This window comes from Mycolicibacterium aubagnense (assembly GCF_010730955.1).
Taxonomy (GTDB): Bacteria; Actinomycetota; Actinomycetes; order Mycobacteriales; family Mycobacteriaceae; genus Mycobacterium; species Mycobacterium aubagnense.
This window is the reverse complement of record NZ_AP022577.1, coordinates 3,278,427-3,304,485: the sequence shown is the minus strand read 5'-3', so window position 1 is coordinate 3,304,485 and position 26,059 is coordinate 3,278,427. Positions and strand designations below refer to the sequence as shown.

Genomic DNA, 26,059 nt, shown 5'->3' with positions numbered 1-26,059 from the left:
ACACAATGATTCCGTCCCAGTGGCACGAATACCCCTCGCTCCTGCTGCAACTGAACGCGCTGTCGAAGACCCGCGACGAGCTGCGCGAGCACAACCTGTACGAGGCGTACGGCATGCGGCCGTCCAACGATCTGGGCCAACCCACCGATGAGGTGCGCCGCGCTCGCCAGCCCGACGGCACTTGGAACGATCTGGAAGATCCGCACATGGGCGCCAAGGGCACCGGCTTCGGGCGCAACGTGCCACTGTCCATGACCGTCACCGACGTCAAGCGCCTTCTCAAACCGGACCCACGCGTGATCAGTCGCAAGCTGATGGCCCGCGACGACTTCAAGCCCGCCGGCATCATCAACGCGCTCGCCGCCGCGTGGCTGCAGTTCGAGAACCACAACTGGTTCTTCCACGGCGACGGCGTCCCGGACAAAACCATCGATATCCCGCTGAGCGCCGACGACCAGTTCCCCGAGAATCCGATGAAGATCCGCTGCACCATCCCGTTGCGCGGCGAGATCGCCGATGGCTGTCCCGCACCGGTTTTCGCCAACGCGGAGACCCATTGGTGGGACGGCTCCCAGGTGTACGGCAGCGGCAAGGAACGCCAGGCCGAGATCCGCACCTTCGTCGACGGCAAGGTCAAGGTCGATGCGAGCGGCCGACTGCCCGAGAGCGACATCCCGGGCATCGACCTCACCGGGATGAAAGAGAACTATTGGGTCGGCACCGGCCTGCTGCACACCATGTTCGCGCGCGAGCACAACGCCGTCTGCGAGGCACTGAAGAAGGCCTACCCGAGCTTCGACGACCAGCGCCTCTTCGAACTGGGCGTGCTTGTGGTGTCGGCGCTGATCGCCAAGATCCATACCGTCGAGTGGACGCCCTGCGTGCTGCGTCACCCGGCGCTGCAGATCGGCATGAACGCGAACTGGTATGGCGCGCTTGGTGAAACGTTCCGCGACAAGATCGGCCGGATCGGAGACAGCGAGGCCCTCTCGGGCGTCGTCGGATCATCGACCGACCACCATGGCGCACCGTTCTCGCTGACCGAGGAGTTCGTCTCGGTTTACCGGATGCACCCGCTGATCCCCGACGACTGGAACTTCTTCTCGCTGGAGTCCGGTGAGCACCTGGTCAAGGCGGACTTCACCCAGCTGCAGGGCAGCTATACCCGGGGCTTCATGGACAAGATCCAGATGGGCGATATGTGGTACTCGTTCGGTCTGGCCAGTGCCGGCGCGGTGTGCCTGCATAACTACCCGAACGCGCTGCGCAACCTCACCCGCGTCGACGGCCAGGTCACCGACCTCGCCACCCTCGACATCGTGCGCGACCGGGAACGAGGTGTACCGCGCTACAACGACTTCCGGGAAGCGCTCCGGATGCCGCGCCGCAAGACCATCGACGACATCACCCCGAACAAGCAGTGGGCCCGGGAGATCAACGAGGTCTACAACGGCGACGTCGACGCCGTCGACCTCCAGATCGGTATGCAGGCCGAGCAGCCGCCGAAGGGATTCGGCTTCTCGGACACCGCTTTCCGTATCTTCATCCTGATGGCCTCACGCCGGCTCAAGAGCGACCGCTTCTTCACCAACGACTTCAAGCCGGAGGTGTACACACAGGTCGGATTCGACTGGGTGAACAACAACACCATGAAGGACGTCATGCTGCGGCACTACCCGGAACTGGAGCCGGTGATCGGCGACGTCGAGCGGGTGTTCGCGCCATGGCCGAAGTTGGGTGCGCCGGTGCCGGGGAAGAAGAACCCGGTGGTGCAACTGGCCGACTCCGTCCGCGCCTACCTGCCCTGGGGCTGATGAACAATGGCCGAGGATTTCCCGCACGCGTCCATCATCGAAGGTGTTCGGTTCACCGCTCAGATCGGGGTGCCGAATGTCCTTCTGGGACTGTTCAACAAGAGAGAACTTCCCACGCGCATCGCATCCGGTTTGAGTTCGGACTACTTGGGGTACCAGCTTGTCGAAGGCATGGTCCGCAGTTACGGCCCCAGTCCGTTCTATGTCCGGGTCGTCGCCGACGAGGCATTGCTGGTGCATCACCCCGACGACCTGGAGTTCGTGTTGAGTGGATCGCCGGACCCGTTCGCCTCCGACCCGAAGCCCAAGCGGGATGGCATGGCAGCGTTCCAGCCGGACGCACTGACCATCTCCCGCGGTCAGCCGTGGGAGGATCGCCGCCGGTTCGCCGAAGCAGTGCTGGACACCGGACACCCGGTACACCGGCTGGCGCAGGCGTTCGTCGAGAAGGTTGCACGGACGGTGGAGAGTCTGGGTGCCGGGGCCCTGCGGTGGTCGGACTGGAACGCCGCATTCCAGCGGCTGACGCGGTGTGTGGTCTTCGGTGACAAAGCCGCCGACGATACCCGGCTCACCTCACAGCTCAGCGAACTGATGTCCGCCGGCAATGGAATGCCCGGCGAGCCCGCGCCGGGATATCCGGAGTTCTTGGCGCACATCGAGTCCTACCTGCAGAACCCGGAGCCGGGGAGCCTGGCCGCGCTGATCGCCGACACCCCGCCGCCTGCGGATGCGTCCCCGGCGAGCCAGGTCATCCACTGGCTGTTCGCGATGGGGGACACCCTGGCGGCCAACGCATTCCGGACGCTCGCGGTGCTGTCCACGCACTCGGAGAACCTGAACGAGGTCCGGGCGGAGATGGCCTCCGCCGACATCAATTCGGGGCAGGGCATCGCCTCGCTGAAGTACCTCGGCGGGTGCCTGCTCGACACCATGCGGCTGTGGCCGACGACGGGATTGTTCGGCCGCGTCGCAACACGGGACATCGAATTCCCCAGTGGTGCAGTGCTGCCCGAAGGCAAACAGGTCCTCATCTACAACGTGTTCAACCACCGAAACCGGGACCGGATCCAGTACGCCGACCGCTTCTCACCAGGAGAATGGGTCAGCGGGGATGCCGGAAGCGACTGGTCGTACAACTTTTTCAGCCACGGCCCGCAGGGTTGTCCGGGGGCCGGGTTGTCGGTGTTCCTGGGGCAGGCCTTCCTGGCGCACGTGTTGACCGGATCCACTCCGGTGCTGCGCGGAGCTACGCTGAATCCGCAGAAGTCACTGCCGCACAGTATCGATTTGTACGGCATCAGCATCGAACGCTAGATGGACCACTCGGTCGTCAACGCGACCGTGCGATGGAGGGGATTCTTGTGACGTCGACCGCCGAACATCTCCGCTACGTCCTCGACGGACGGTGGCGCGAGGTGAAAGACCGCATCCGCGAAGAGCTTTCCGCCGAACTGTTCAAGCCGCACTACACCCCGAGCACCGCGATCGCCCGGGCCAAGGTCACCGAACAGATGAAGTACATGGCTTCGCGGGGTGCCGCCGAGGACGCCTTCGCGAAGGGCCACGGCGGTAACGGAGATGCGGGCGCCACGATCGCCCGCATCGAGATGCTGGCCATGAGCGACCTTTCGTTGATGGTCAAGGCCGGTGTGCAGTGGGGCCTGTTCGGCGGTGCGATCGATAATCTTGGTACCGAGCGACACCACAAGGCGTATGTGCGCAAGGCGATCGACCTGGATCTGGTCGGTTGCTTCGCGATGACGGAAACCGGGCACGGCAGCGACGTGCAGTCCCTGGAGACGACCGCCACCTACGACCAGGCCACCGGCGAATTCGTCATCGATTCACCAACACCCACCGCACGTAAGGACTACATCGGCGGCGCGGCTGAATCAGCGCAGGTGGCAGCGGTTTTCGCACAACTGATCACCAAAGGGGAGAACCACGGCGTGCACTGCTTCGTGGTGCCGCTGCGTGACGAATACGGCAATGACCTACCAGGCATCCGGACGTCGGACTGCCACTACAAGGGTGGACTGCCCGGCGTGGACAACGGCCGCATCCAGTTCGACCAGGTGCGGATTCCGCGGGAGAGCCTGCTCAACCGGTACGGCGACGTCGCCGAGGACGGAACGTACTCGTCCCCGATCGAGAGCCCCAACCGGCGGTTCTTCACCATGCTGGGCACGCTGATCCGCGGCCGGGTGACGGTCGGCGGGAGCGCCGCGGCGGCCGCCCGCGTCGCATTGGACATCGCGACCCGGTACGCGCTGCAGCGCAGGCAGTTCGAGGCGCCGTCAGGGGCAGGAGCGAAGCGACCGGGGGGTACGACACAGACCGACGAAGAAGTCCTCATCATGGACTACCTGGTGCATCAGCGTCGGCTGCTGCCGTTGATCGCGAAGTCCTATGCGCTGCAGTTCGCCCAGAACGAGCTGGTCTCGGACCTGCACGATCTGACTGCAATCGCCGAACCCGACGGTGAGGTGCAGCGTGAACTGGAGGCGCGGGCCGCGGGCCTGAAAGCCGCCGCGACGTGGCATGCCACCAAGGCCATCCAGGAGTGTCGCGAAGCCTGCGGTGGTGCCGGGTATCTGGCGGAGAACCGGCTGATTTCGCTGAAGGCCGACACCGATGTGTTCACCACCTTCGAAGGTGACAACCACGTCCTGACGCAGTTGGTGGCCAAGCACCTGCTCACCGAGTACGCCGACGACATCAAGGGCATGAGCCCGTTCGAGTGGGTGCGGTTCGCGACCAGCACGGCTCGAGAGCGCGTTCGCCGGAGCACCGGCACCGAGACCATCCTGCAGAACCTGCTTGACACCCGGCAGGACAACGAGGAAGCGGGCAGCCTCTTCAACCGCGGCACTCAGGCCAAGATGTTCGAGGACCGGGCCGACTACCTGCTGTCGACGGTGGCCCGCCGCTTGCAGGCCAACTCCAAGGAGATGAGCCCGTTCGAGGCGTTCAACTCCGTGCAGGACCATGTGCTGCACGCGGCGTCGGCGCACATCGACCGCATCGTGTTCGAGTCCTTTGCCGCCGGGATCGACGCGTGCGCCGATCCGGAGGCCCGCGAGATCTTCGGCCTCATGTGCGATCTGTATGCGCTGTCGGCGATCGAAGAGGACAAGGCGTGGTACATCGAGCACCGCTTCCTGTCCATGGACCGGGCCAAGGCCGTCACCGCCGGGATCAATGACCGCTGCCGCAAGCTCCGGCCGTACGCCGAGGTGCTGGTCGACGGGTTCGGGATCCCCGAGCAGCTGCGGTACGCCGAGATGCTGCATCCGGAGCGCATCCCGGAGATCTAGAAATCGTCCGGAAAAGTGCCCGACCGTAGGTGGTGTGGGGCCCTATTCGGTCGATACGACTTTGGTGGCCAGCGCAGCAAGTTTGTCATCGAGGATCAGTGCTGCGGCACGTAGCGCCTCGTTGTCCTCGATCACCATGAGCGACGATGGCTTGACGTAGGTCAGGCTGCTGCGGTCATCGTCCTCTTCCATGAGCAGGATCTCAACGGGAGCGAACAGCCCCGCTGTGAGGTCGTGACGAATCATGGTGATCGCGATGAGCGGATTGCCCAGGATGACGCGCAGGGCCTTGCGCTCTACTCCCGCGGTGCTGAGCCACACGGTGTGGTCGATCAGGTGCATCAACATGAAATCGCTCGGCCCGGCTTGGCGCTGGACGTCTGCGGCGAACGCGGCCCAGTCACGATCTGCCAACGCAGGTAGATCCGTTATATGTGCGGGCTCTGCGCCGATATCGGAAAACAGGGAATCACTCAGTTCGTCGAACGTCTTGTCGCTGCCGAACCGCACCCGCACCCCGCTGAACGGAATCTCCTGGGCGTCAATCGTCGACACGATCGACCTCCGCGACGTCGGTCCGGTGGAGGTGTGGCCGGGGCGTGTGATCAACGTTCAAGCTGAGGAGTTCAGGCCGGCTGTAGTGTCCGCTGGCGTCCATGAATGCTTTGCGTCGGTCGATCTGCGCAAAATCGAGGTCGGCGATCACGTGGCCCTCACCGGAACGCAGCGGTTCACCGATGATCTCGCCCTGGGGGTTGATGATTGCGGTGAAGCAGCCGCCTGAGATCGGTCCGACCGGAGTGCCGGTGTCCGCCATGATCTGTTGCTGCTGTTCGGGGTTCAGCCATGCCGTGGAAACCACGACGAACGCACCCGATTCCAGCGCGTGGTTGCGGACTTGGATCTCAGTCTGCTGCGCGAACTGCTCACCGAAGATCGAGCCCGGGAACATGGCCGCGTGGATCTGCTCGTGGTCGGCGATCAGTGCGTATCGGTAGAGCGGGTTGTAGTGCTCCCAACACGCCAGCTGGCCGATTCGCCCGACGGCGCTGTCGGTGGCTCGAAGGCCGCTGCCGTCGCCCTGGCCCCACACGATGCGTTCGTGGTAGGTCGGTGTGATCTTGCGGCGGCGCTGGATCAGTTCTCCGTCGGCGTCGAAAAGCAACTGCGTGTTGTAGATCGAGCCGCCGTCGCGCTCGTTGACTCCGATGGACACCACCATGCCGGCGCGTCGCGCGGCGTCGCCGATGGCGTCCGTGGCCGGTGACGGTACCGTGACGGCTTCCTCCATCAGCCGCAATTGTTCGGCGCTCATTTCGAACGGCCGTTGCACGAAGGAGAAGTAGGGGTAGTAGGGGATCACGGTTTCCGGGAAGACGGCGAATTGGACGCCAAGAGTGGCCAATTCGTCGATCTTCGCGACAATGCGCTCGACGGTGCGCTCGCGGCTGTAGAGCACGGGGCTGATTTGTACGGCCGCTGCTTTAACGGAAGTCACAGTGCTGCTCCTTTCAAAGATGTGGTGTTGAAAAAGATGGTCTGCCTCGTTATTTCACGACGACGTTGTCGATATCGATGGTCACGATCGGTTCGGAACCGCTGACGGTCGCGTTGTCACAGCCGCGGCGATAGGCGGCGCGTTTGGTGGCGATGACGATGCCGTCGAACTCCTGGTGACCGGTCGAATAGTGTGCGGTCAAGGAACTTCCGAGCAGTTCCGCGGTGTAATCGCGGCGCTGGATGAGCCCGTCGGCGTCGATGTAGACGGTCTGCTCGGAGCTCTGGGTGGCGATGTAGTCGGGAAAATGGATGCCTAGCCGGCGCCAGGTGTGTCCGTCTTCACGCCAGGGTCCGAGTTCTTCGGTGTGCACGCCCGGCAGCGTCAGCGAATAGGGCTCGGACAGATATGTCCACATCGCAAAGCCTGCGAAGTACGCGAGCTGCAATGTGGTCCACGGTGTCTCAGCGGTATGGCCGACGAACGATTCTCGCGGCGAGCGCAGCTCCTCGATGACAGCCGCCGTTTCGTCGTCGGTCTCGAGCCTGATGAGTTCGGGACTGTAGGACGATCGAAAGCCCGCCGTGGGCAATGGGCGGTGCCACGTGCGTTGGTGCCTCGGTTCGATCTCGACGGTCGCGCCGTCGAGGATCCCGTCGACGCCTTTGCGCGTCCAGAGGGTGCCGCCGATGTTCTGGTGGATGGTGATGGAAGTGAGTTGATCCCAGCGATCGCGGCCTCCGTAGGCCGAGACCACTTCGTCGAGCAGTGTCATGCTGTATCCCCTGCTGGTTTGCCGTGGTAGTCAGCCGCCGGTCGAGCGGCTCTCCATACACACTGCGACTGTCGGACGCCGGTGAGAAGGCCGAGATGGTCCTGGTATTCGCGGGGACAGGGTGCAGGTCGGTTCACAGGTGAGGCGCGTTCGCAAATCGTCACATTGATCACTCGCACACCAACTTTGGCTCCCGATTGGCGCTTATTGACCAAGTCGAACTATTTTCCTGAGGTGATCTCCTCAGCTGTTGGCGTTGTTGCCCGCTGGACTGCTCCGTTTCTGGCTGTTGCCGCCGTCGCGAGTCTGGGCCTGTCCACCGACCGCGCGCCGCGCGAAGACGCGCCGGCGATCCGCCTGGTCGACGACAGCAACCCGCTGGCCGGCCGGCCCTTCTACGCCGATCCGATCTCGAAGGCCAAGGCTGCCGCCGCCCAGTCCGACCCGCCCAGCCCCGAGCTCACCGCGATCGCCAACACGCCGCAGGCCTACTGGCTGGACCAGGCGTTCCCCGCCTCCACGGTCGGCGGCACGGTCGCCGGGTTGACCGGCGCCGCGAACGCCGCGGGCGCCACTCCCGTGCTGGTCCTGTATGGCATCCCGCACCGCGACTGCGGCAGCTACGCCGCGGGCGGATTCGGGTCGGCCGACAGCTACCGGGCGTGGATCGACAGCGTCGCGGCGGGCCTGGGTGGCTCGCCGGCGGCGATCATCGTCGAGCCCGACGCCCTCGCCATGGCCGACTGCCTTTCCGGCGGTCAGCGCCAGGAGCGCTTCGACCTGATCCGCTACGCCGTGGACACGCTGACCCGCGACCCGGCCGCGGCGGTCTACATCGACGCCGGGCACTCGCGCTGGGTCAGTGCCGAGACCATGGCGTCGCGTCTGAACGACGTCGGTGTCGCGAAGGCGCGGGGCTTCAGCCTCAACACGACGAATTACTTCACCACCGGTGAGGAAATCGGCTACGGCGAGGCGATCTCCGGCCTCACCAACGGCGCGCATTACGTCATCGACACCTCGCGCAACGGTGCCGGACCGGCCGAGGGCGACCCGATGTACTGGTGCAACCCTGATGGCCGCGCACTGGGTGTCGCGCCTACCACTGACACTGCCGGCGCGCACGCCGACGCGTACCTCTGGGTCAAGCGAGTCGGCGAGTCCGACGGGTCGTGCGGCCGCGGGGAGCCCGGTGCGGGCACCTTCGTGAAGTCGTTCGCCATCGACCTGGCTCGCAACGCGGCGCACTGATTCCGCTCGCCGTGTGGCTGGTCGCCTCCTGAGTTATTGGCCCATCACGTATTTGACGGTGGGGCCGGTCGTCCAGCCGCCGTCGACCGCGATCTCGGCGCCGGTGACGTACGAGGCCGCCCGCGACAGCAGGTAGGTGACCGCGCCGGCGATCTCGTCGGCCTCGCCCACGCGACCCATCGGGGTATTGGGGTAATTGCCCTCGCCCTGCTGGATGCCGACCTGCGCCGTCATCGGCGTGTACGTCATGCCGGGATGCACGGAGTTGACCCGGATGCGGTCGGTGCCCAGTTCGACGGCAGCGATTTTGCTCAGGCCGCGTACCGCCCATTTGGAGGCGCCGTAACCGGCGGTCAGGGCCAGGCCCATCAGACCCGCGGCCGAGGAGATGTTGACAATCGAGCCGCCGCCGGCCGCGCGCATCGGCGCGATGACGGCCTGAATGCCGTTGAAGACACCGACCAGGTTGACGTCGAGCACCGTGCGGAAGTGCTCCAGCGGCTCGTGCTCGATGAACTGCCCGGTGGAGATACCGGCGTTGTTGACCAGGCCGGTGATCGTGCCGAACTCTGCGACCGTCAATGCGACGGCCGCGTCCCACTGGGCGCGATCGGTGACGTCGAGGTGCGTGTAGCGCGCCGCGTCCCCGAGCTCGGTCGCCAGCTGCCGGCCCTCGTCGTCGAGGACGTCGGCGATGACGACCTTGCCGCCGCCGGCCACGATATGCCGCGCCATCGACGCGCCGAGACCGCGGCATCCACCGGTGACGATCGCCACCACGTCCGACAAGCTATCCGAATCTGCCATCGCAGCACTTCCTTTCGACGTCGTCAGGGCGCGGATCGCCATCGGGTCCGGCCTCGTGTGAAGGCAAGCACATCCATTTCCGCTCCGGCGGACGAGCTCCCACCCGGTGGGACTGTGGCCTTCTTCGGAGCCGGTTCAGCCCAGCCGGCCGAGTCCGGCTACTTCGTTAACTGTTGCAGTTATTCTGCGGCCGGCGAAAACGCGTAAAACATGTCATGACTCGAATTTCGGCGGCGCGATGCTTTGTTCGAACCGGAATATATTGTCGGGATCGTATTTGGCTTTGACGGCGCGCAATCGGTCGACATTTGTGCCCCAGTAGGCGTATTCCCAGTCGGGAATGCCGGCATTCGGGACGTTGGTATACGCGCCGGTCACGAAGGGCTGCAATGCGTCTCCGAACGCGGCGATCCAATTGAGGCAGCGTTCGGTCAACGGATCGTCCGAAGCGGGCTCGCCACCGCGGACGCCCCAGCCCGCGCCCGGTTCGGCATAGAAGAGAGAATCTCGGTGGGCAAAGGCCGCGCCGCCGGAAGGTTCGCGCACCTGGACTGCGCCGCGCAATGCGTTGGTGAAGTAATTGCAGGCAGGCGTCGGCGCCGTCGACATGTGGTCGCGGACGAGTTGTATCGCTTCGTCTGGAAACGGGTCAGACATGAACTGCGAAAGGAACTTCCAGTTCGCGGGCTCGTCGTCCAGCGGTATCTGGAAGCCGGCGAAGATGTCGGGCCAATTGGCGTCAGTGCATTCGACACCGGGTTCGCCCGCGGACAGCACCGGCGTCAGCATCTGCAGCGCCTCGGGCTCCGAACCGGAGGCAAGGACGCTGACCATCGAAATCTCGTCGCGACGGATCTCGAGTTGGCTGGTGAGGCGATGGTCCAGAAACGGCGCGCAGCGTTGCCAAGCCTCGAAAACTGCCGGAAGGTCGTCCAGTCCTGACCATCGTGCGACCGCATAAATGCACTGTGCGAGTGGATGAATCGAGTACGCCATGGACGTGACGATGCCGAGATTGCCGTTGCCGGCGCCGCGCAATGCCCACAACAAGTCGGTGTTGGTTTTCGCGTCGGCGACCAGCACCTCGGCGCCGCCGCCGGCAGGTGCAACGACTATCTCGGCCGCGAGGAGGTTATCGCACGCCATGCCGAAGGCACGCGTGAGGAGCCCGAACCCACCGCCGAGCGTCGCGCCGACTAACCCGACGGTGCCCTCGGTCCCCGTCGGCGCCGCGAAGCCCGCTCGGCCGAGTGCCGCCACCGCTTCGGATTGGTTGAGGCCAGCGCCGACTGTCGCGGTTCGTGATTCGGTGTCGATCGCCGCCGACTTCAAGTGACTCACGTCGATGACGACTCCGTCGTCGACGGTGGACCAGCCTTCGAGGCAGTGCCGTCCGCTGCGAGCCCGCACCGGTAGGTCGTGTTGCCGGGCCCAGCTCAACGCATTGACGACATCCGTTGTATCCCGGGCAAATACGATGGCGGCTGGCCGGTGTGTGTAGAGCAGGTTGAATCCGGCGCAGGCCGCGGGGTAGTCGGCGTCATCCGGGCACACGACCGGTCCGGTGATGGTTCCGGGCCAGCTCGAAAGCGAACTCATCGGTCGGCCGCGAATTCGTCGATGCCTGGTTCCGTGTCCAGTACTTCACGGTTGAAGGCCAACATTTTGACGAAGTATCCGATGCCGGCGGCGATGAGGCCGAGCACGATGACGCTCGGCACCCGCGCGGATTGGGGTGTCACGAGTACGAAGAGTGCCAACGCGACCCAGACCAGTGCCACGGCCGCGACCGGGACTTCAAAGCGGCGCAAGCTGAAGCCACCTTCCTTGTGTTCCAAACGTTTCCGGACCGTCAGGTACAGCACGACGATGGCGCCGTAGATCAATGCCGGCAGAATGGTCGATGCGATGATCAGCTGGATGAGCGCGGACCCGCGCAAGGTCGCCATCAGCACGACACCTACGACCAGGATCAAAATGGTGGCCGGTACCGGCGTCTGGGTGCGGGAATTGACGCGCCGCATCATCTGGTGTAGCGGAAAGCGACCGTCGCGCGACATGGCGAACACTTGTCGTGAGCACGCCGCCATCACCACCATCCCGGCGCCGAACATGGCAAAGGCGATGCCGGCCAGCAGAATTCGCTCTGCTACCGGGCCTAGCTGTTCGCGGATGATGAGGGCTACCGGTGAACCGCTGCGGCTTACCGCAGTGATGTCCTTGATTCCCATCGTGAGGGCGATCAGAAACACCAACCCGGCAACGCCGGCGGCGACCACCGACGCCACGATGGCGCGCGGCACACTCTTGAACGGATCCTCGGCCTCCTCGGCCAGGTTGGCGGCAGAGTCGAAACCGACGAGCGTGGTGAGTCCCATGATCATCCCGGCCATCAGCCCGCCGCCGATCGCGTAGTAGTCGCCGGAGCCCGCAGCGACTCCGCGGGTCGTCAGGTTGGCGACGTCGCCGCTACCCGTGACCGCCATGACGATCCCCAGCCCGAGTACCAGCAGCACGATGATGCCGATCTCCAAGCCCACCGCACCGGACGTGACCAGTCCGAGCAGGCGGGTAGAGGCAATGACGAGCACCGCCTGGACGATCAGTACCGCGACGGTGATCAGGCGTGCTGTGTCCTCGCTGTTCGACAGGCCCAGCAACGGCATAAGTGCTTGACTCGCCAGTGCGTTGTCGACGGCGACCACGGCGATGGCGAGGTACCAGAACGTCAGCCAGCCGAATAGCCAGCCGACTTTCGGGTTGGCCAGCCGCGACGCCCATTGGTACGACGAGCCGCTCAGCGCGATGCGCGACGCGAACTGCGCGACCACGAGCGCGACGAGCGTCTGCCCCACCGCCGCCACGACCCAGAGCCAAATGCCGACGGGGCCGGAGGTCTGCAGAAGGTCGTCGTAGGTCCCGAAAATACCCACGGCTACCGAGATGAAGGCGAACGAAATGGCGAAGACCTGGAAGCCGCTGAGGGTCCGCTTCAGTTCCGGGGTATAGCCGCAGTCGATACATTCCTCGTCGGCCGATGTTGGGAGCGCAATGCGGTCTGTCGTCATGGCTCGTCCAGCCCTTCTATTGCCCCCGGTGTGTGTAATTGTCGCGCACGTCAAGTGACGACGTCGCGAAACCGTGGATGTCGACCCCGGTCTCCGGATCGCGGGGATCAGCGACCGGCGACACGCCGTGATGTTGGTTGTCCAATCCGTGACGAATCTTTGACCGAAATATTGACGCGCCGTAAGGATTTCGGCGCTCGCAGGCCCATACCATGACGGTGTTCAACCATGCGGCCAGCGACAAAGGGGTCGGATATATGCGGGTGTTAGTACACGGGGTCCTTGCCGTGGTCGTGGTCGCCACGACCACCACTGGCGGCGCGCTCGGTATCGAGACGGCAGGCATCCGATTGCCGTTGGGCTCGATCATCGAGTCGACGCAGCCGACGCAGGGGCTTCCGGTCGGCGTCGCGCATCCCGTCGTGGTGACATTCAAGCGCCCGATCACCAACCGGGCTGCTGCCGAAATGGCTCTTGACGTGACGTCGACACCTGCGATGTCCGGCAAGTTCGAATGGCTGGATAACAAAGTGGTGCAATGGGTTCCGGAGGGATTCTGGCCCGCACACAGCACCATCAAGCTGACCGTCGGGGGTCAGCCGATGGCCTTCACCACAGGGCCGGCCGTTATCGGGACCGCCCACGTGGCGGACCACACGTTCACCGTGACAATCGACGGTCAGACTCCGCCGGATATGCCGGCGCCACATCATCTTCCGCATCTGGGGGAGCCCGGTGTGATGCTCGCTTCGATGGGCCGGCCGCCGTACGAAACCCCTCTCGGTCGTTACACCGTGTTGGCGAAAGACCGCACGGTGACCATGGATTCGAGCAGCGTGGGCATTCCTGTCAATGACCCCGACGGCTACCTGACCGAGGTCGAGTACGCGGTCCGCATCTCGAGCCGCGGCCTGTACGTGCACTCGGCGCCCTGGGCCGTGGAGTCGATGGGCTTCGAGAATGTCAGCCATGGCTGTATCAGCCTGCTGCCGGCCGAAGCCGAGTGGTACTTCAATACCGTCAACGTCGGCGACCCCGTCATCGTCGAGCCTTAGGCTGCACCGCAGGCTAATTCGGCTTCCCGCTTGGGACGCTGCGCGCCTTCGGTGGTTGCCACTCGCACGACTGCGCCGTGAGTACAGGGTCGATGGGGTAGTGGCCGTGCGGTTCGGTTGAGTCTGAGTCCATGGTGGTCGCCACTCGCACGACTGCGCCCTCAGTGCAGGGTCAACGGGCGGCGGACCTTCAGTGCAGGGTCAAACTGTTCAACGCGATCAGACGCATGAAGCACCCGAGCCGTGTGGGCTCGGGTGCTTCAGTGAAAGCGGTTGTGCAGCTGGATGACTCAGTTCTGTGGGCCCGGCTGGGTCGGTTGGTTGGGGGTCGGGCCGCCGGCGTCGACGGGCCGCAGGGTCCGGGCTTCCTTGCCTTCCGTGATGCCACCCATGTCCATCGGGATCGCTGCGGGCGCCGCGGCAATCGGGATGGGTGCACCGATGGGCAGGCCCGCCGGGATGGGAGGCACGACCGGAGGCACCGCAGCCGGGACGGGTGGGACGACGGCGGGAACCGGCGGGACCGCGGCCGGGACGACCGGGGCGGCCGCCAGGGGGCCGATGATGCCCGAGGACTCGACGGCTGGTGCTGCGCAGGGTGCGGCAGCCGCAGCTGCAGCGGCGGCGGGTGCCCCAGCTGCAGGTGCCACGGCTCCCGCGTCGCATGAATATCCGCCAGTCTTCAGTGGGACTGCCGCGGCGCTCGGGCTCACGGCCACGGCGGTCGCGCACACCCCAGCGCTGGCAACTACTTTCACAGCGATTCGACCAAAGCTGATCATCACCGGCGTCTCCTTGAATGTGCCCTTAAATTACAGCGCCGAAAATTTGCGCAGCTGAACCGTAGGGCACCGCGGGAGGCCGGTTCAAGACATGTTCTCAATCGGATGCGCGCTCGACATGGGACTGAGCCGCGACCGTGACCGCACCGTTTCAATCGCCGTCAATCGCCTCAAAGTCCTCACAGAAAGGTCTCGAGGGGCAATCGGGTGGTGCTGGAACCCGTTGCGAGGCTAGCAAACTCAGCGACGAGGCGCGTGGGCCGGGCTAGCGGGTGGCCTCACCGGCCAGCAGCCTGGCCAACTCCTCCTCGGCGCGACGTTCCACCAGGAGCGGGACGAAGTCCCGAATCGTGCTGTCGGCGAACTGGTCGCGTGCGCCTGCGATGACGGTTGTCACTCGAGCCGGGGGCAGGTCCGCAAACTTGGCCGTGAGGCGGCTCTCGATTTCGGTGAATACCTGCTCTTCGGTCTTGGCGGACATATTGTCGATCCTTCTCGGCGCCGCTGACGACTGTCAACGCAGCTGGGGTGACGTGTAGGCGAACTAACAATTACCGGCGCTGTGTGAGCCCGCGGAAATGTCAGAGGGCCTCCTAGGGTTGTGAAGGACGGCCGGGCCGGGCAGTTCTGTCCGGCCGTATCCCATTGACGAGAGGTTCGCCCATGTCCGGCACCCCAGAGTCCCGACCGCCGTTCCCGCCGTTTGATGAAGTGACGGCACTGGTGAAGGTGCAAGCGGCCGAGGATGCGTGGAACACCCGCAATCCCGAGCTGGTGGCCGCGGCGTACACCCCGGACTCGGTATGGCGTAACCGCGACACCTTCGTGACAGGCCGCGATGCCATCGTGGAGTTCCTGACGGCCAAGTGGGAACGCGAGCTCGACTACGTGCTCCGCAAGAGCTTGTGGGGCTTCCGCGGGAACCGGATGGCCGTCCGGTTCCAGTACGAGTGGCACGACCACGGCGGGCAGTGGTGGCGCAGCTACGGCAACGAGCTGTGGGAGTTCGATGACAACGGGCTCATGCGGCGCCGCGAGGCCAGCATCAACGATCTGCAGATCGTCGAATCGGAGCGGCGCTGGTTCGGCGTGCGTCCCGAGGCGGAACGCGGCCCGGGGCACGACATTCCGCTCCAATGAGTAGCGCTGCCGGATCATCTGCAAAACAGATGCCACCTATCGAAATCTATCGTTGGACATGATGTGGATCAGTCGGTGAAATAGGTGCCGTGCGCTGCGGTGGTGAATCGTGGGCACCCTACCGAGACGCCATGAGAGGAACGACGAACCGTGAACGGCTTCAGCAGAAGGCAGTTCGGCTTGATGGCGACAGCAGCGGTCGGTGCCGCGTCGCTGGCGGCGTGCGGATCGTCGTCCGAGCCGCCACCGGTTGCCAAGACGACACCTCCGCCCGCTCCGGAACACAACCTGAATGCGGTGAAACAGGTTCGTGCCGGAGATCTCAACGTGGGATACGTCGAAGCCGGACCAGCAGACGGTCAGCCCGTCATCCTGTTGCACGGCTGGCCGTACGACATCCACAGCTACGCAGACGTTTCCGCGCTGCTGGCCGGTCAGGGCTTCCGGGTGATCGTGCCGTATCTCCGCGGCTTCGGCTCGACCCGGTTCCTGGCCGACACGACGGTCCGCAACGGCCAGCAAGCCGCGCTGGCCGCGGACGTCGTGGCCTTGATGGACGCCCTCAGCATCCCCCAGGCAATCCTCGGCGGTTACGACTGGGGTGGTCGTTCGGCGAATGCCGTTGCGGCACTATGGCCGCAACGCGTCGCCGGTCTGGTCGCGGTCAGCGGCTACATCGTCGTGAATCGTGCCGTCAACCTGCAGCCGTTGGACCCGCAGGCCGAGCTGGGGTGGTGGTACCAGTACTACTTCGCGACGCCGCGCGGTGAGCTCGGCTATCGCCAGAACACCAAGGCATTCAATCGGCTCATCTGGTCGAAGGCGTCGCCGCTGTGGCAGTTCACCGACGCGACCTACGGACTGAGCGCCGGCTCGTTCGACAACCCCGACCACGTCGCCATCGTGATCCACAACTACCGGTGGCGACTGAGCCTCGCGGAGGGCGAAAGCCGTTACGAGGCAGACGAACAACGCCTGCAGGCCAAACCATCGATCCACGTGCCCACCATCACGATCGGTAGCGACTTCGACGGCGCGGCAAAAGACGGCGCCGGATATCGCTCGATGTACACCGGGGCATATGAGCACCGCGTTCTCGATGGAATCGGCCACAACGTGCCGCAGGAGGCACCCGCACAATTCGCTGCCGCAGTAGGTGATGTGAGTCGCATGGCGTCCCGCTGATCGCCGCGGAACAGATTGTGCAACGACCTACCCTGACGAAAGGTGACATTACCGATGTCAACGGTCGACGATCGCTCATCGTCTTGGCGGCCTTGATGATTCGTTCGGTCGGCAAGGTCAAGCGCAAGTCCGCAGTGGCTGAACGCTGACGGCTACCGGCCCGCCAGGCTCCGGCTGATCACCAAGCGCTGAATCTGGTTGGTGCCCTCGAAGATCTGCATGATCTTGGCTTCCCGCATGAAGCGCTCCACGCGGTAGTCGCGGGTGTAGCCGGCGCCGCCCAACACCTGGACCGCATCGGTGGTCACCTTCATGGCGGCGTCGGTGGCGACCAGTTTGGCCACCGAGGCGTTGCGCGAGTACGGCAGGCCGGCATCGCGCCGGCGCGCGGCATCCAGGTACGTGGCCCGTGCCGAGTCGACGGCGGCGGCCATGTCGGCGAGGAGGAAGCCCAGCCCTTGGTGGTCGATGATCTTGCGGCCGAACGTCGTTCGCTCCTGGGCGTAGGCCACCGCCTGGTCCAGTGCGGATTGGGCCAGGCCGACCGCGACGGCGGCGACACCGAGCCGGCCGGCGTCGAGCGCGCTGAAGGCGATCGGCAGGCCCTGTCCTTCGGCGCCGATGCGACGCTCGGTGGGCAAGTAAACATCGTCGTAGTGCGCCGAGGTGGTGGGCACCGCGTGCAGGCCCATTTTCTCTTCGGGGCGGCCGAAGCTGAGTCCCTCGATGCCCTTGGGTACCAAGAAGCACGAAATGCCTTGCGACCCTTCGCCGGTGCGGGCGAACAGAGTGTAGAAGTCGGCAAGTCCGCCGTGGGTGATCCACGCTTTCGAGCCGGTGATGCGGTACCCGTCGTCGGACGGCACGGCTTTGCACGCCAGTGCGGCGGCGTCGGAGCCGGCCTGCGGTTCGGACAAGCTGTAGGCGCCGACCACGTTGCCGCTCAGCATCTCTGGCAGCCAACGCTCCCGCTGCTCGTCGCTGCCGAACGTCATCAGCGGGTGGCACGACAAGCTGTGCACGCTGACGGCGATGGCGACCGAAGCCCACCGGGCGGCGAGTTCCTCAAGGACCTGGAGATACACCTCGTAGGGTTGGCCGCCGCCACCCCACTCCTCGGGGTACGGCAGGCTCAGCAGCCCGGCCTCGCCCAGGGTGGGGAACACCCCGCCCGGGTACGTCTCGTCCTTCTCGTGCTTGTCGACGATCGGGTCCAGCACCTTGTCCGCGATGTCGCGGGTCAGTTCGATGAGCGCGTGGGCTTCGTCGTTGGGCAAGAGGCGATCAACAGGCACCGGGCACTCCACTAATACGTCGGACAGTACTGAATTATCTAACACAGTACTGATTGAGTAGTACTGAGTAAAGGCCCGCAGTACTATGTCGATGTGAGCGCGCGCCCGTCCCCGGCATTCGGCACCCGCCGACGCACCGAGCTGTTCGATGCCCTGATCGCGTTGTTCCTCGACGAGGGGTTCGCGCACCTCACGCTCGATGACATCGCCGGGCGACTGCGGTGCTCGAAGTCGACGCTGTACACCCTCGCCGGCAGCAAGGAGCAGCTGGTAGGCGCCGTGACCGTGCACTTCTTTCGCCAGGCCACCGACGAGGTCGAGCAGCTCGTCGCCGGAGTCGGTGGCGCCCGGGCCCGGATCACTGCCTATCTGTCGGCAGTGGGGACGGTGCTGGACGCGGCGTCGGACCAGTTCATGGCGGACCTGGACGCCTTCACTCCGGCCCGCAGCGTCTACGAGAAGAACACCCAGATCGCGGCTCGTCGGGTGCAGGAGATGATCGCCGAAGGCGTCGAAAGTGGCGAATTCCGTGATGTCCATGCAGCATTCGCCGCCGATGTGGCGTCGACCATGATGGTGCGGATCCAGCAGCGTAGGGTGCGCGAGAGTACCGGACTCGACGACGCGAGTGCATATCGCGAGCTCGCGGCGATTCTCACGGCGGGCATCAATGCCTGACCCATTCGCCTGACGTCACCACCCGACATCGTGTTTGTTGCAACTCGATAAGCACGCCCCAATAGCCGTATCAAGATCAGTAGCCTCGTGCGGTGGACCGCAGAACCGCTCTCAAGGTGCCGCTGCTGCTGGCAGCGGGTTCTGCCATGGCCGGATTTTCCGGATCGACCCCGGCGGCTGCCGCCGGCGCGCGCTGGACGCCCGAACGAGCCAATAGTTGGTACCAGGGGCAGGGCTGGCTGGTCGGCGGAAACTACATCACGTCCACCGCGGTCAATCAGCTGGAGATGTTCCAGTCGGGTACCTACGACCCCGGTCGCATCGACGCCGAACTCGGGGCCGCGCGCTGGTTCGGCTTCAACACCGTCCGTGTCTTCCTGCACGATCTGCTGTGGGCGCAGGACCCACAAGGCTTCTCGCAGCGGCTGTCGCAGTTCGTCGGCATCGCGTCAGGCCACGGCATCAAGCCGCTGTTCGTCTTCTTCGACTCGTGCTGGGATCCGCATCCCCGGCTCGGTGTGCAGCGGGCCCCGACGCCGGGCGTCCACAACTCGGGGTGGGTGCAGAGCCCGGGTGCGGACCGCCTCGGCGACGCGAATTATCGCGCCGTGCTCCAGAATTACGTCACCGGTGTGCTGAACCTGTTCCGCACCGACAACCGCGTGCTCGGCTGGGACCTGTGGAACGAGCCGGATAACCCGGCCAGTGTCTATCGCAAGGTCGAGCGCAGCGACAAGATCAAGCTCGTCGCGGATCTGCTGCCGCAGGTGTTCGCCTGGGCCCGGGCCGTCGACCCTGTGCAACCACTGACAAGTGGTGTGTGGCAAGGCGGTTGGGCCAATCCCGCGCAGCGCAGCGCCATCGCGTCGATTCAGCTGGACAACTCGGACATCATCTCGTTCCACAGCTACGCCAAGCCCGCCGACTTCTCGGCCCGCATCGACGAGCTGGCTCCGCTGGGCCGGCCCATCCTGTGCACCGAGTACCTGGCCCGGAACCAGGGCAGCACCGTCGAGGGCATTTTGCCAATTGCCAAGCAGCGCAACGTCGGTGCGTACAGCTGGGGACTCGTGGCGGGCAAGACCCAGACTTACTTCCCCTGGGATTCGTGGGATCACCCGTACCCGTCGGAACCGAAGGCCTGGTTCAGTGACCTGCTTTACCCCAACGGGCGGGCGTTCCGGGACAGCGAGGTACTCACCGTCCGCAAGCTGGCCGGCGTCTCCGGCCAGACCTAGTGCGATCAGTGCGCCAGCAGGAGGATCAGTTGCGCCTGCAGCTCACCGAAGAGAAAACCGAGGGTGGCGCCGAGCACGACGACGATCCACTCGTCGTCCTTGAACGCCGGGCGCAGCAGATTCTCGAACGAGAGTGAATCCAGCAGCATCATCTTGGTGACCATGACGTTCTCCAGATCGAGGCGGTCCCGCATGTACCCCTCGATGTAGGTCGACGTTTCGGGCAGCTTCGCGATGATCGAATCGGTGATCTGCTTCTTCATGTCCACGTACTGGCGGCCACCGACGGACTTGATGATCTTGCCCGTGAAGCCCATCTGTGTGTCGATGGTCTGGCTGATCTCGGTGGAGATCATGTCGAAGAACCGGTCCGACGACGGACCGTTCAGCATGCTCTCCATGATGGCCTGGGGCGTGAAAATCTCCCGGGCCATCAGCGCCGCATAGCCCTCCACGACCTGGGCGCGCTCGCGCTGGAAGACGCCCTGCCACGTGATGCCGAGGAAGACGTTCTTCCGCTCGAGCGGCCGGAAGATCATCTGCAGCGCAACGTAGTCCGTGAGACCACCGGTCAGCAGACCGAACAGCGGCAGCGACCAGTGCCAGTTGGTGATGCCGAACACGACGGCCTGGACCAGACCGATCAGGAAGCCGAACAGCAGACCGGACATGATGAGGAACTTGAACGCCGGCTTGCCGATGTCCTGGAAGACCGTGTTGAGCGTGACTTTGTCGCGCACCAGGTTGGTGACGACCATGTGCTTGATGTCGAAGATCTGGTCGACCTGGCCGCGGAGCTTGTCGAACATCGCGGCCATCGCCACCGGGATGCGCTTCTCGACGTTCTTGACGACGACGTCCTTGATCTGGTCAGGCGTGGCGCGCCAGATCTGCGGCTGGAACGACATCATGATGGTGTCGACCATTTCCGCGGAGGTCTGACGTAGCGGTTCGGCGAGCTCTTTGACCAGTTCGTTCGGGTCGATCTTGTCGAACATCTCCTCGGGTTTGAGAATCTCCGAGGTCAGCGAATCCACGGCTACCGCAGCCATTTTCGGTGCGCGCTTGGGAATCTGGCCCTGCCAGCCGAGGTACGGCGGGATGCCCTTGAATTCAACGGGGTAGAACATCATCTTCAGGGCCATGATCTTGGTGATCCAGCCGACGAACGCGGCGCCCAACGGGATGGTGACGTACACCCACCACGGGTAGGCGAACGCATGTGCCATGAAATCGTTCATGGACTCTCTCCCCTCAGTCGCGTTCGACGGATTGCCGGCAGTACCTTAACCGGCGACACGTGCGAGAAGACTAACGGGGACGTCAGATTCGCAACGATCGATCGCGTATTTTGCTCACGCCGGCCATGCCGGCGTGAGAATCGTCCACAATGCGACCGTTATTCGCGCATGACAACGGCCGCGAGTGGGCTACTGAGCGATGGCGCTACTAGTCGAAGACCGTCGTGCCGTTTGCTGTGTCGTACCCGATGTAGATCGAGTTTGTCTGGAACGGCTGTGCTCCGGTGTTCATCAGTGATGCGTCGTAGGCGTCGGTGGTGGCCACCGGGGTGTTCGTCGACGTCGTCTTGTAGGTGTAGAGCAGGTTGCCGCTGCTGTCGTACACCGAGATGACGGTGCCGTCGGACAGCCCGGAACCCGCGATCGTCGACGGCAGGGTGCCGGTGACACCGCCCGAGTCGATGAGCAGGTTGATCGGGGTGTTTGTCCCGTTCACGGTGACCGAACCGATGACGTTCGGCGAGCCCGACGTCGTGACCCGGGCAGGCAGCGGGTTGGGGCCGAACTGTAGTGTTCCGGCGCGTTCGTCGATGTAGATGCCGTTCTTCAGGTCGCCCGGCAGCGCGGTGGTCACCAGGCTCGGCCCCGGACCGACCGCGTTGGTGCCGATACCGAGGACACCCACGACGCCGTCGGCCGACAGGAAGTCGTTGAAGGCCGTCTGCTGCGTCGGGTCGGTGATGATGTCGACGGTGGTGGGCGCGGTGACAATGCCGTTCCCGAAGTCGACCGGGGTGTTGTACTCGCTGTAGTTGTAGGTCAGGCCGCCGCTGTAGGCGCCGGTGCCGCTGCCGACCGCGTTGCCGAGGCCTGTCGACCCGACGTTGTTGCCGCCGATGACCAGGCCCGACGAGCCGGTGTCGACCAAGACCGGCACCTTCTGGCCGCCGTTCACCGAGATGTAGACGATGGGCTCGGTGCCCGCGTACATGGTGAGCGGAACCGACCCGTAGACCCGGCCGTTGACGGCGGCCTGGGAAATCAGGGATTTGACGGCCGTATCGCTGGTCCCGGAGTTCGCGGCGTTGAGCGCCCCCACGGCATAGCCGGGCAGCGCCTCATTCCAGTTCAGGGCAGCGAGGGCGAAGCCGCCCAGCCAGCCGTTGGCGTTGCTCTGGTAGAACGACATCGCGCCGGGATTGCCGTTGAGGTACGAGCTCAGCTCCCAGCTGGCGATGGACAGCTGGAACTGCGTGCCGGCGGCGGCGAAGCCCGCCCACCAGTTGCCTTTGCCCCAGGTGTCCGCGTTCAGCTGCGCCTGCGCGGCCGAGATTTCCTGCAGCGCGGTCTGCACGTACTGCGTCGTCGTCTCGGTCTGGCCCGGCTGCCAGATGGTGGTGGGAGCCGGCGTGAGAGCTGTTGCAGGAGTTGGAGTTCCGGGCGTTGCGAGCAACCCCTTGAGGGTCTGGCTGGTACCGACGGCCGCGGCGGCGAGGGTCTGTTCGGTGCCCTGGGCGGCGGCGCCCAGAGCCTGACCGATGGCCGCGAACACGGACAGGATTCCCGACACACTGGTGGTCTTGGTGGGCGTCGATGCAACAAGACTTGTGGCCTGCGTCGTCGTGCTGGTGGTAGACGATGTGGGCGATTCGGAGGCCGCGGTGGTTACTGTCCGGGCGGCTGTAGCGGTGGCCGGAGCGGTCGGTGACGAAGAGGAAGTCGATGTCGCTGATGACGTTGATGGCGTCGACGTTGTCGGCGCGGGAGTCGACGCCGCGACCGGTGCGGCCTTCCCGGCAGGTGACGAGGTCGCAGGAACCGAGGCGGCCACCGGCTTGATGGCTGCCGCCGGCTTGGCCGAGCCGGCATCGTCCTTGGCCGCTGTGTCTTGATGCTTCTGCTTGTTGGTCACCGATTGTGCTGTGCCGGAGGACTTCGTCTTCGGCTTGGTGTCGGTGTCGCTCGCCGTGATATCGGTGTCGGCCGACTTCTTGTCTGCATTACCGGTGGTCGATGACCCTTTCGCGTCCGAGCCGGCCGCGGCGCTGTTCGTGTTCTTGTTGCTGCTCGAATCCTTGTGCGTGGGCGAGGCATTGGCGTGCGTCGAGGAGTCCGAATCGGCCGACGGTGCAGCGCTCGCCACGGCCGCTCCACCGAGCAGTGCCGCGCTCACTCCGAAGACCGCTACTCCGCTGCCCAGCCAAGTCGATACTGCCAATGTCCGACGCTCCGGACGACGGTGTTTGCCAGCCATTTCGGTTCCTCCAACGTCTTGCCGCACGGTCGTTCGACCTCGGCAAATCAAACCACTGTTGCCGAATTAGCGCACGGGAGCCTGTCGGCTCGAGGTAGAAGCGCAGTACTGGTAGGAAATTAACAGTGACGAGTTGGTGGCGGGGCGACTTTAGAGGTCGAAAACCGTCGATCCGTTGGTTGATGTACATCCCGGGACGCTGGTGCTCGCGATTGGCGACCGCAGGGGTGCCGGTGACACCGCCGGCGTCGGTCAGCAGGTCGATGGCCGCTGTCGAACCGCTGCGCGTACAGCAAATTATCAGCCCGGGCCGGGCGCGGTAACGCACCCTGGCAAAGGATTTTGCCATGATCGTCAATACGGTGAGGCGGGTCTGCGGCGGGACGCGACGCCGGTAGGGGCCGTCTCCTCGCCTCGGAGCGCTCGGCGGGTGAGGTGGTTCCGGCAAATCCACTACGGACTGACATCCCTGGACGTAAATTTGGGATTACGACACTTTGGTCGCTGCCTGGGAGACGCATCAAAGGGGGGCAGTCGTGGTTGGGCTCTTCGGCAAACCGGGACGCCGGGTGGCTCTTCGAGCGTTGACCGCGTTGATCCCGCTGGTGGTGGTCTGCGCGTATGCGGCGCAGTTGGTGCAGCCGGTCACCCACACGGCGGTCACGCCCACCGCGGAGATCGTCTCAGCGCCGTCGACCATCGGCATCGCCGACTCAAGTCTGTACGGAATGTCGCAGCAAGACATCGACACCACCCTGGATGTGTTGCAGTCCATGGGCGTTCAGGACATCCGCGTCTACATCCCCTGGATCTACACGCAGCCGCTGCCGAACCAGTACAACTGGGCACCGATCGACGCGATCATGAACGCCGCGAAGGCCCGCAACATGGGCGTGCTCGCCATGGTCAACAGCACGCCGGTGTGGGCCGGTACCGCCGGAAACTTCCCGGGCGCAAAGACACCCGACCCGACTGCCTACGCGAACTTCATGACTCAGGTCGCGACCCGCTACGGCAAGACCATCTCGGCCTATGAGGTGTGGAACGAAGTCAACTGTGTCTGTTTCTATGACCCGATCTCGCCGTCGAGCTACGCCGACTTGCTGAAGGCTGCCTATCCGGCCATCAAGGCGGCGGACCCGTCGGCGACGGTTATCGCGGCGGGGCTCGGCAGTGTCTTCACCGTCAACGGAATCACGATGAATCCGGTGGACTACGTGAATGCGATGTACGCTGCGGGCGCGCAGGGCTACTTCGACGCGCTGGCGTTCCATCCGTACCAGGAGACGCTGAAGTTCTCCGACGGTGAGGGCGTGCCGCTCTCGCCGTTCACCCAGGTTCAGAAGATCTACGACATCATGGTGGCCAACGGTGACGCCGCCAAGAAGATCTGGATCACCGAGTACGGGGTGCCGACCAACAACGTCAGCGAGCAGACACAAGCCGACTTCATCAAGAACCTCATCGACACCTGGCAGACCATGCCGTTCGGCGGGCCGCTCTTCATCTACACGACGCGCGACGACCAGCCGGGCAGCGGCAAGTTCGGCGTCTTCTACGCGGACTGGATTCCCAAGGAAGCCGCTTTCGTCCTCGCTGAGGAAATCCTGCGGCTCAACGGTGTCGGGGGTGTCGAGGGCATCGCAGAGCGAATACTCGCTGCCGTGCGGCTCGCGGTGGGGGCCGTCGTGGATGTCATTGCCAAGGTCGGGCAGGCCGTCGTGAAAGTCGCGACCGCTGCCTGGAATGCGTTCGTCGACATCACGAAGGCGGTGACGCAAGCCGTGGTCAAAACGGTCAAATGGGTGACCAACGCCGTGGTGCAAGGCGTGAAATGGGTGGCCAACACGGCGGTCGACATCACGAAGGCCGTGGTCGCCGGTATCTCGAATGTGATTCAGAAGATCGGCGACATCATCCGGCCGCCGGCAGGGGCCGCGGCGGTGAGCCCGACGGCTGCACTGAAGGCGGTAGCCGCGATGAAAGAGGTTGCGGCGGGGGTGGACTCGCCGAAGACGGCGGCGGTGGCCAAGTCGGAAAACCCGGTCAGTGTGGCCGGTCTGAAGGCGGCGCCCGGCAAGGGGGCCGACGTCAAGGACACGGCCGCTCAGGACGTGACGCAGGCGACGAAGGAACCGGCCAAGGAGCAGTCGAAGGAAACTGCGACAGAGCCCGAGGTGAAGTTCACGGACGCGAAGAACCCGGCGAACACTGCGCCTGAGGCGAAGACGCCGGACACCAAGGACCCTGTGAAGGTGGTGTCTGAAGGCAAAAAGCCCGCAAATCAAAAGGATTCGACCGAGCCGACGAAGGGTCCTTCGGCGTCCGACACGCCGAAGGCTGACAAGGGCACCAAGCCCGGGCAGCACAAGACCGACGACGTCAAGGCATCGAACAACACGACTTCGGACGACACCGCGCAGGGCAAGGCGCCCAAGCCGAAGTCCGAGCCGAAGCCGAAGCCGAAGCCGAAGCCCAACACGGCGGCGAGCGCGACCGCGGACAGCTCGTCCGCCTTGGGAACCAAGTCCGGCCAGAACTGAGTCCGGCCGGCCCGTTTCGGCAAACATCGTCACGCGGTAACCACGCACGTACAGGTGGGTTTGGCTCAACGCGATTCAATCCGGGTGAACCGAATCAATTGCGTTGAGTCGACCT

Annotated in this window: 22 protein-coding genes; 10 read left to right on the top strand and 12 right to left on the bottom strand. The window is 64.6% G+C overall.

All coding sequences use genetic code 11. From position 1 onward, the window contains the following. Positions 1 to 5 precede the first annotated feature (5 nt). From G6N59_RS16090 to G6N59_RS16080, 3 genes are read left to right on the top strand one after another with little or no spacing between them, the layout of a single operon-like run. Positions 6 to 1,814 carry a peroxidase family protein gene (locus tag G6N59_RS16090; RefSeq protein ID WP_138233223.1) on the top strand — a complete coding sequence of 603 codons (1,809 nt, stop codon included), beginning with the start codon at positions 6 to 8 and terminating at the stop codon, positions 1,812 to 1,814. A 6-nt stretch (positions 1,815 to 1,820) separates the two neighbouring features. Further along, entirely contained in the window at positions 1,821 to 3,131 is a 1,311-nt protein-coding gene (locus G6N59_RS16085) for a cytochrome P450 (protein WP_138233222.1), read from the top strand. 47 nt (positions 3,132 to 3,178) lie between these two features. After that, positions 3,179 to 5,134: an acyl-CoA dehydrogenase family protein gene (locus tag G6N59_RS16080; RefSeq protein ID WP_138233221.1), complete on the top strand. Its 1,956-nt coding sequence runs from the start codon at positions 3,179 to 3,181 to the stop codon at positions 5,132 to 5,134. 42 nt (positions 5,135 to 5,176) lie between these two features. On the opposite strand, the gene G6N59_RS16075 is transcribed toward G6N59_RS16080, so the two are convergent. Genes G6N59_RS16075 through G6N59_RS16065 form a run of 3 tightly spaced genes read right to left on the bottom strand, consistent with a single transcriptional unit; the run spans position 5,177 to position 7,407 of the window. Then, on the bottom strand, positions 5,177 to 5,680 hold the full coding sequence (locus G6N59_RS16075) for a DUF302 domain-containing protein (RefSeq protein WP_407665893.1): 504 nt from the start codon (positions 5,678 to 5,680) through the stop codon (positions 5,177 to 5,179). After that, positions 5,676 to 6,632, bottom strand: coding sequence for a nitrilase-related carbon-nitrogen hydrolase (locus G6N59_RS16070; RefSeq protein WP_138233219.1), 957 nt, complete (start codon positions 6,630 to 6,632; stop codon positions 5,676 to 5,678). The genes G6N59_RS16075 and G6N59_RS16070 overlap by 5 nt, the downstream gene beginning before the upstream one ends. Before the next feature lie 49 nt (positions 6,633 to 6,681). Then, positions 6,682 to 7,407 (bottom strand): hypothetical protein, encoded by a 726-nt coding sequence (locus tag G6N59_RS16065; protein WP_138233218.1) that lies wholly within the window; start codon positions 7,405 to 7,407, stop codon positions 6,682 to 6,684. Positions 7,408 to 7,641: 234 nt separating this feature from the next. Here G6N59_RS16065 and G6N59_RS16060 point away from each other — a divergent pair, with 234 nt between their 5' ends. Continuing rightward, complete coding sequence (locus tag G6N59_RS16060) at positions 7,642 to 8,658, top strand: glycoside hydrolase family 6 protein (RefSeq protein ID WP_138233217.1); 1,017 nt, start codon at positions 7,642 to 7,644, stop codon at positions 8,656 to 8,658. A gap of 33 nt (positions 8,659 to 8,691) precedes the next feature. On the opposite strand, the gene G6N59_RS16055 is transcribed toward G6N59_RS16060, so the two are convergent. From G6N59_RS16055 to G6N59_RS16045, 3 genes are all read right to left on the bottom strand, one after another. Further along, positions 8,692 to 9,465 (bottom strand): glucose 1-dehydrogenase, encoded by a 774-nt coding sequence (locus G6N59_RS16055; protein ID WP_138233216.1) that lies wholly within the window; start codon positions 9,463 to 9,465, stop codon positions 8,692 to 8,694. Between the two features lie 213 nt (positions 9,466 to 9,678). Next, on the bottom strand, positions 9,679 to 11,064 hold the full coding sequence (locus G6N59_RS16050; RefSeq protein ID WP_138233215.1) for an FAD-binding oxidoreductase: 1,386 nt from the start codon (positions 11,062 to 11,064) through the stop codon (positions 9,679 to 9,681). Next, positions 11,061 to 12,533, bottom strand: coding sequence for an APC family permease (locus G6N59_RS16045; protein ID WP_138233214.1), 1,473 nt, complete (start codon positions 12,531 to 12,533; stop codon positions 11,061 to 11,063). The genes G6N59_RS16050 and G6N59_RS16045 overlap by 4 nt, the downstream gene beginning before the upstream one ends. Before the next feature lie 257 nt (positions 12,534 to 12,790). On the opposite strand from G6N59_RS16045, the gene G6N59_RS16040 reads away from it, so the two are divergent. Then, positions 12,791 to 13,588, top strand: a complete 798-nt coding sequence (locus tag G6N59_RS16040) for a L,D-transpeptidase (RefSeq protein ID WP_163912036.1) — start codon at positions 12,791 to 12,793, stop codon at positions 13,586 to 13,588. A gap of 290 nt (positions 13,589 to 13,878) precedes the next feature. Here the strand turns inward: G6N59_RS16040 and G6N59_RS16035 are convergent, their stop codons facing one another. Both G6N59_RS16035 and G6N59_RS16030 read right to left on the bottom strand, forming a co-directional pair. Then, on the bottom strand, positions 13,879 to 14,238 hold the full coding sequence (locus G6N59_RS16035; protein ID WP_306789587.1) for a hypothetical protein: 360 nt from the start codon (positions 14,236 to 14,238) through the stop codon (positions 13,879 to 13,881). A 397-nt stretch (positions 14,239 to 14,635) separates the two neighbouring features. Then, the gene (locus G6N59_RS16030) at positions 14,636 to 14,851 is read right to left on the bottom strand and encodes a three-helix bundle dimerization domain-containing protein (RefSeq protein ID WP_138233212.1); all 216 of its coding nucleotides are present in this window, start codon (positions 14,849 to 14,851) and stop codon (positions 14,636 to 14,638) included. A gap of 182 nt (positions 14,852 to 15,033) precedes the next feature. Between G6N59_RS16030 and G6N59_RS16025 the strand changes: the two genes are divergently transcribed. Further along, positions 15,034 to 15,510, top strand: coding sequence for a nuclear transport factor 2 family protein (locus tag G6N59_RS16025; RefSeq protein WP_138233211.1), 477 nt, complete (start codon positions 15,034 to 15,036; stop codon positions 15,508 to 15,510). A gap of 68 nt (positions 15,511 to 15,578) precedes the next feature. Here G6N59_RS16025 and G6N59_RS16020 read toward each other — a convergent pair whose 3' ends face one another. Further along, entirely contained in the window at positions 15,579 to 15,767 is a 189-nt protein-coding gene (locus G6N59_RS16020; RefSeq protein ID WP_163910721.1) for a hypothetical protein, read from the bottom strand. Here G6N59_RS16020 and G6N59_RS16015 point away from each other — a divergent pair. Further along, positions 15,694 to 16,695 (top strand): alpha/beta fold hydrolase, encoded by a 1,002-nt coding sequence (locus G6N59_RS16015; protein WP_163911367.1) that lies wholly within the window; start codon positions 15,694 to 15,696, stop codon positions 16,693 to 16,695. The two genes, G6N59_RS16020 and G6N59_RS16015, sit on opposite strands and share 74 nt — an antisense overlap. 152 nt (positions 16,696 to 16,847) lie before the next feature. Here G6N59_RS16015 and G6N59_RS16010 read toward each other — a convergent pair whose 3' ends face one another. After that, positions 16,848 to 17,990, bottom strand: a complete 1,143-nt coding sequence (locus tag G6N59_RS16010; RefSeq protein WP_138233209.1) for an acyl-CoA dehydrogenase family protein — start codon at positions 17,988 to 17,990, stop codon at positions 16,848 to 16,850. 93 nt (positions 17,991 to 18,083) lie between these two features. Between G6N59_RS16010 and G6N59_RS16005 the strand changes: the two genes are divergently transcribed. After that, positions 18,084 to 18,668 (top strand): TetR/AcrR family transcriptional regulator, encoded by a 585-nt coding sequence (locus tag G6N59_RS16005; protein ID WP_138233208.1) that lies wholly within the window; start codon positions 18,084 to 18,086, stop codon positions 18,666 to 18,668. A gap of 92 nt (positions 18,669 to 18,760) precedes the next feature. After that, positions 18,761 to 19,906, top strand: coding sequence for a glycoside hydrolase 5 family protein (locus G6N59_RS16000; protein WP_138233207.1), 1,146 nt, complete (start codon positions 18,761 to 18,763; stop codon positions 19,904 to 19,906). Between the two features lie 5 nt (positions 19,907 to 19,911). Here the strand turns inward: G6N59_RS16000 and G6N59_RS15995 are convergent, their stop codons facing one another. Further along, entirely contained in the window at positions 19,912 to 21,147 is a 1,236-nt protein-coding gene (locus G6N59_RS15995; RefSeq protein ID WP_138233206.1) for a DUF445 domain-containing protein, read from the bottom strand. Positions 21,148 to 21,355: 208 nt separating this feature from the next. Further along, positions 21,356 to 23,401, bottom strand: a complete 2,046-nt coding sequence (locus G6N59_RS15990) for a PecA family PE domain-processing aspartic protease (protein WP_138233205.1) — start codon at positions 23,399 to 23,401, stop codon at positions 21,356 to 21,358. Positions 23,402 to 23,937: 536 nt separating this feature from the next. Between G6N59_RS15990 and G6N59_RS15985 the strand changes: the two genes are divergently transcribed. After that, positions 23,938 to 25,944 (top strand): hypothetical protein, encoded by a 2,007-nt coding sequence (locus tag G6N59_RS15985; protein ID WP_163911365.1) that lies wholly within the window; start codon positions 23,938 to 23,940, stop codon positions 25,942 to 25,944. The last annotated feature ends 115 nt before the right edge of the window (positions 25,945 to 26,059 follow it).

Excerpts from the sequence above, each read along its gene's own strand:
- G6N59_RS16090 (WP_138233223.1), top strand. The coding sequence starts at position 6 with ATGATTCCGTCCCAGTGGCACGAATACCCCTCGCTCCTGCTGCAACTG.
- G6N59_RS16085 (WP_138233222.1), top strand. The coding sequence starts at position 1,821 with ATGGCCGAGGATTTCCCGCACGCGTCCATCATCGAAGGTGTTCGGTTC.
- G6N59_RS16065 (WP_138233218.1), bottom strand. The coding sequence starts at position 7,407 with ATGACACTGCTCGACGAAGTGGTCTCGGCCTACGGAGGCCGCGATCGC.
- G6N59_RS16055 (WP_138233216.1), bottom strand. The coding sequence starts at position 9,465 with ATGGCAGATTCGGATAGCTTGTCGGACGTGGTGGCGATCGTCACCGGT.
- G6N59_RS16050 (WP_138233215.1), bottom strand. The coding sequence starts at position 11,064 with ATGAGTTCGCTTTCGAGCTGGCCCGGAACCATCACCGGACCGGTCGTG.
- G6N59_RS16045 (WP_138233214.1), bottom strand. The coding sequence starts at position 12,533 with ATGACGACAGACCGCATTGCGCTCCCAACATCGGCCGACGAGGAATGT.
- G6N59_RS16040 (WP_163912036.1), top strand. The coding sequence starts at position 12,791 with ATGCGGGTGTTAGTACACGGGGTCCTTGCCGTGGTCGTGGTCGCCACG.
- G6N59_RS16030 (WP_138233212.1), bottom strand. The coding sequence starts at position 14,851 with ATGTCCGCCAAGACCGAAGAGCAGGTATTCACCGAAATCGAGAGCCGC.
- G6N59_RS16025 (WP_138233211.1), top strand. The coding sequence starts at position 15,034 with ATGTCCGGCACCCCAGAGTCCCGACCGCCGTTCCCGCCGTTTGATGAA.
- G6N59_RS16015 (WP_163911367.1), top strand. The coding sequence starts at position 15,694 with ATGGCGACAGCAGCGGTCGGTGCCGCGTCGCTGGCGGCGTGCGGATCG.
- G6N59_RS15995 (WP_138233206.1), bottom strand. The coding sequence starts at position 21,147 with ATGAACGATTTCATGGCACATGCGTTCGCCTACCCGTGGTGGGTGTAC.
- G6N59_RS15990 (WP_138233205.1), bottom strand. The coding sequence starts at position 23,401 with ATGGCTGGCAAACACCGTCGTCCGGAGCGTCGGACATTGGCAGTATCG.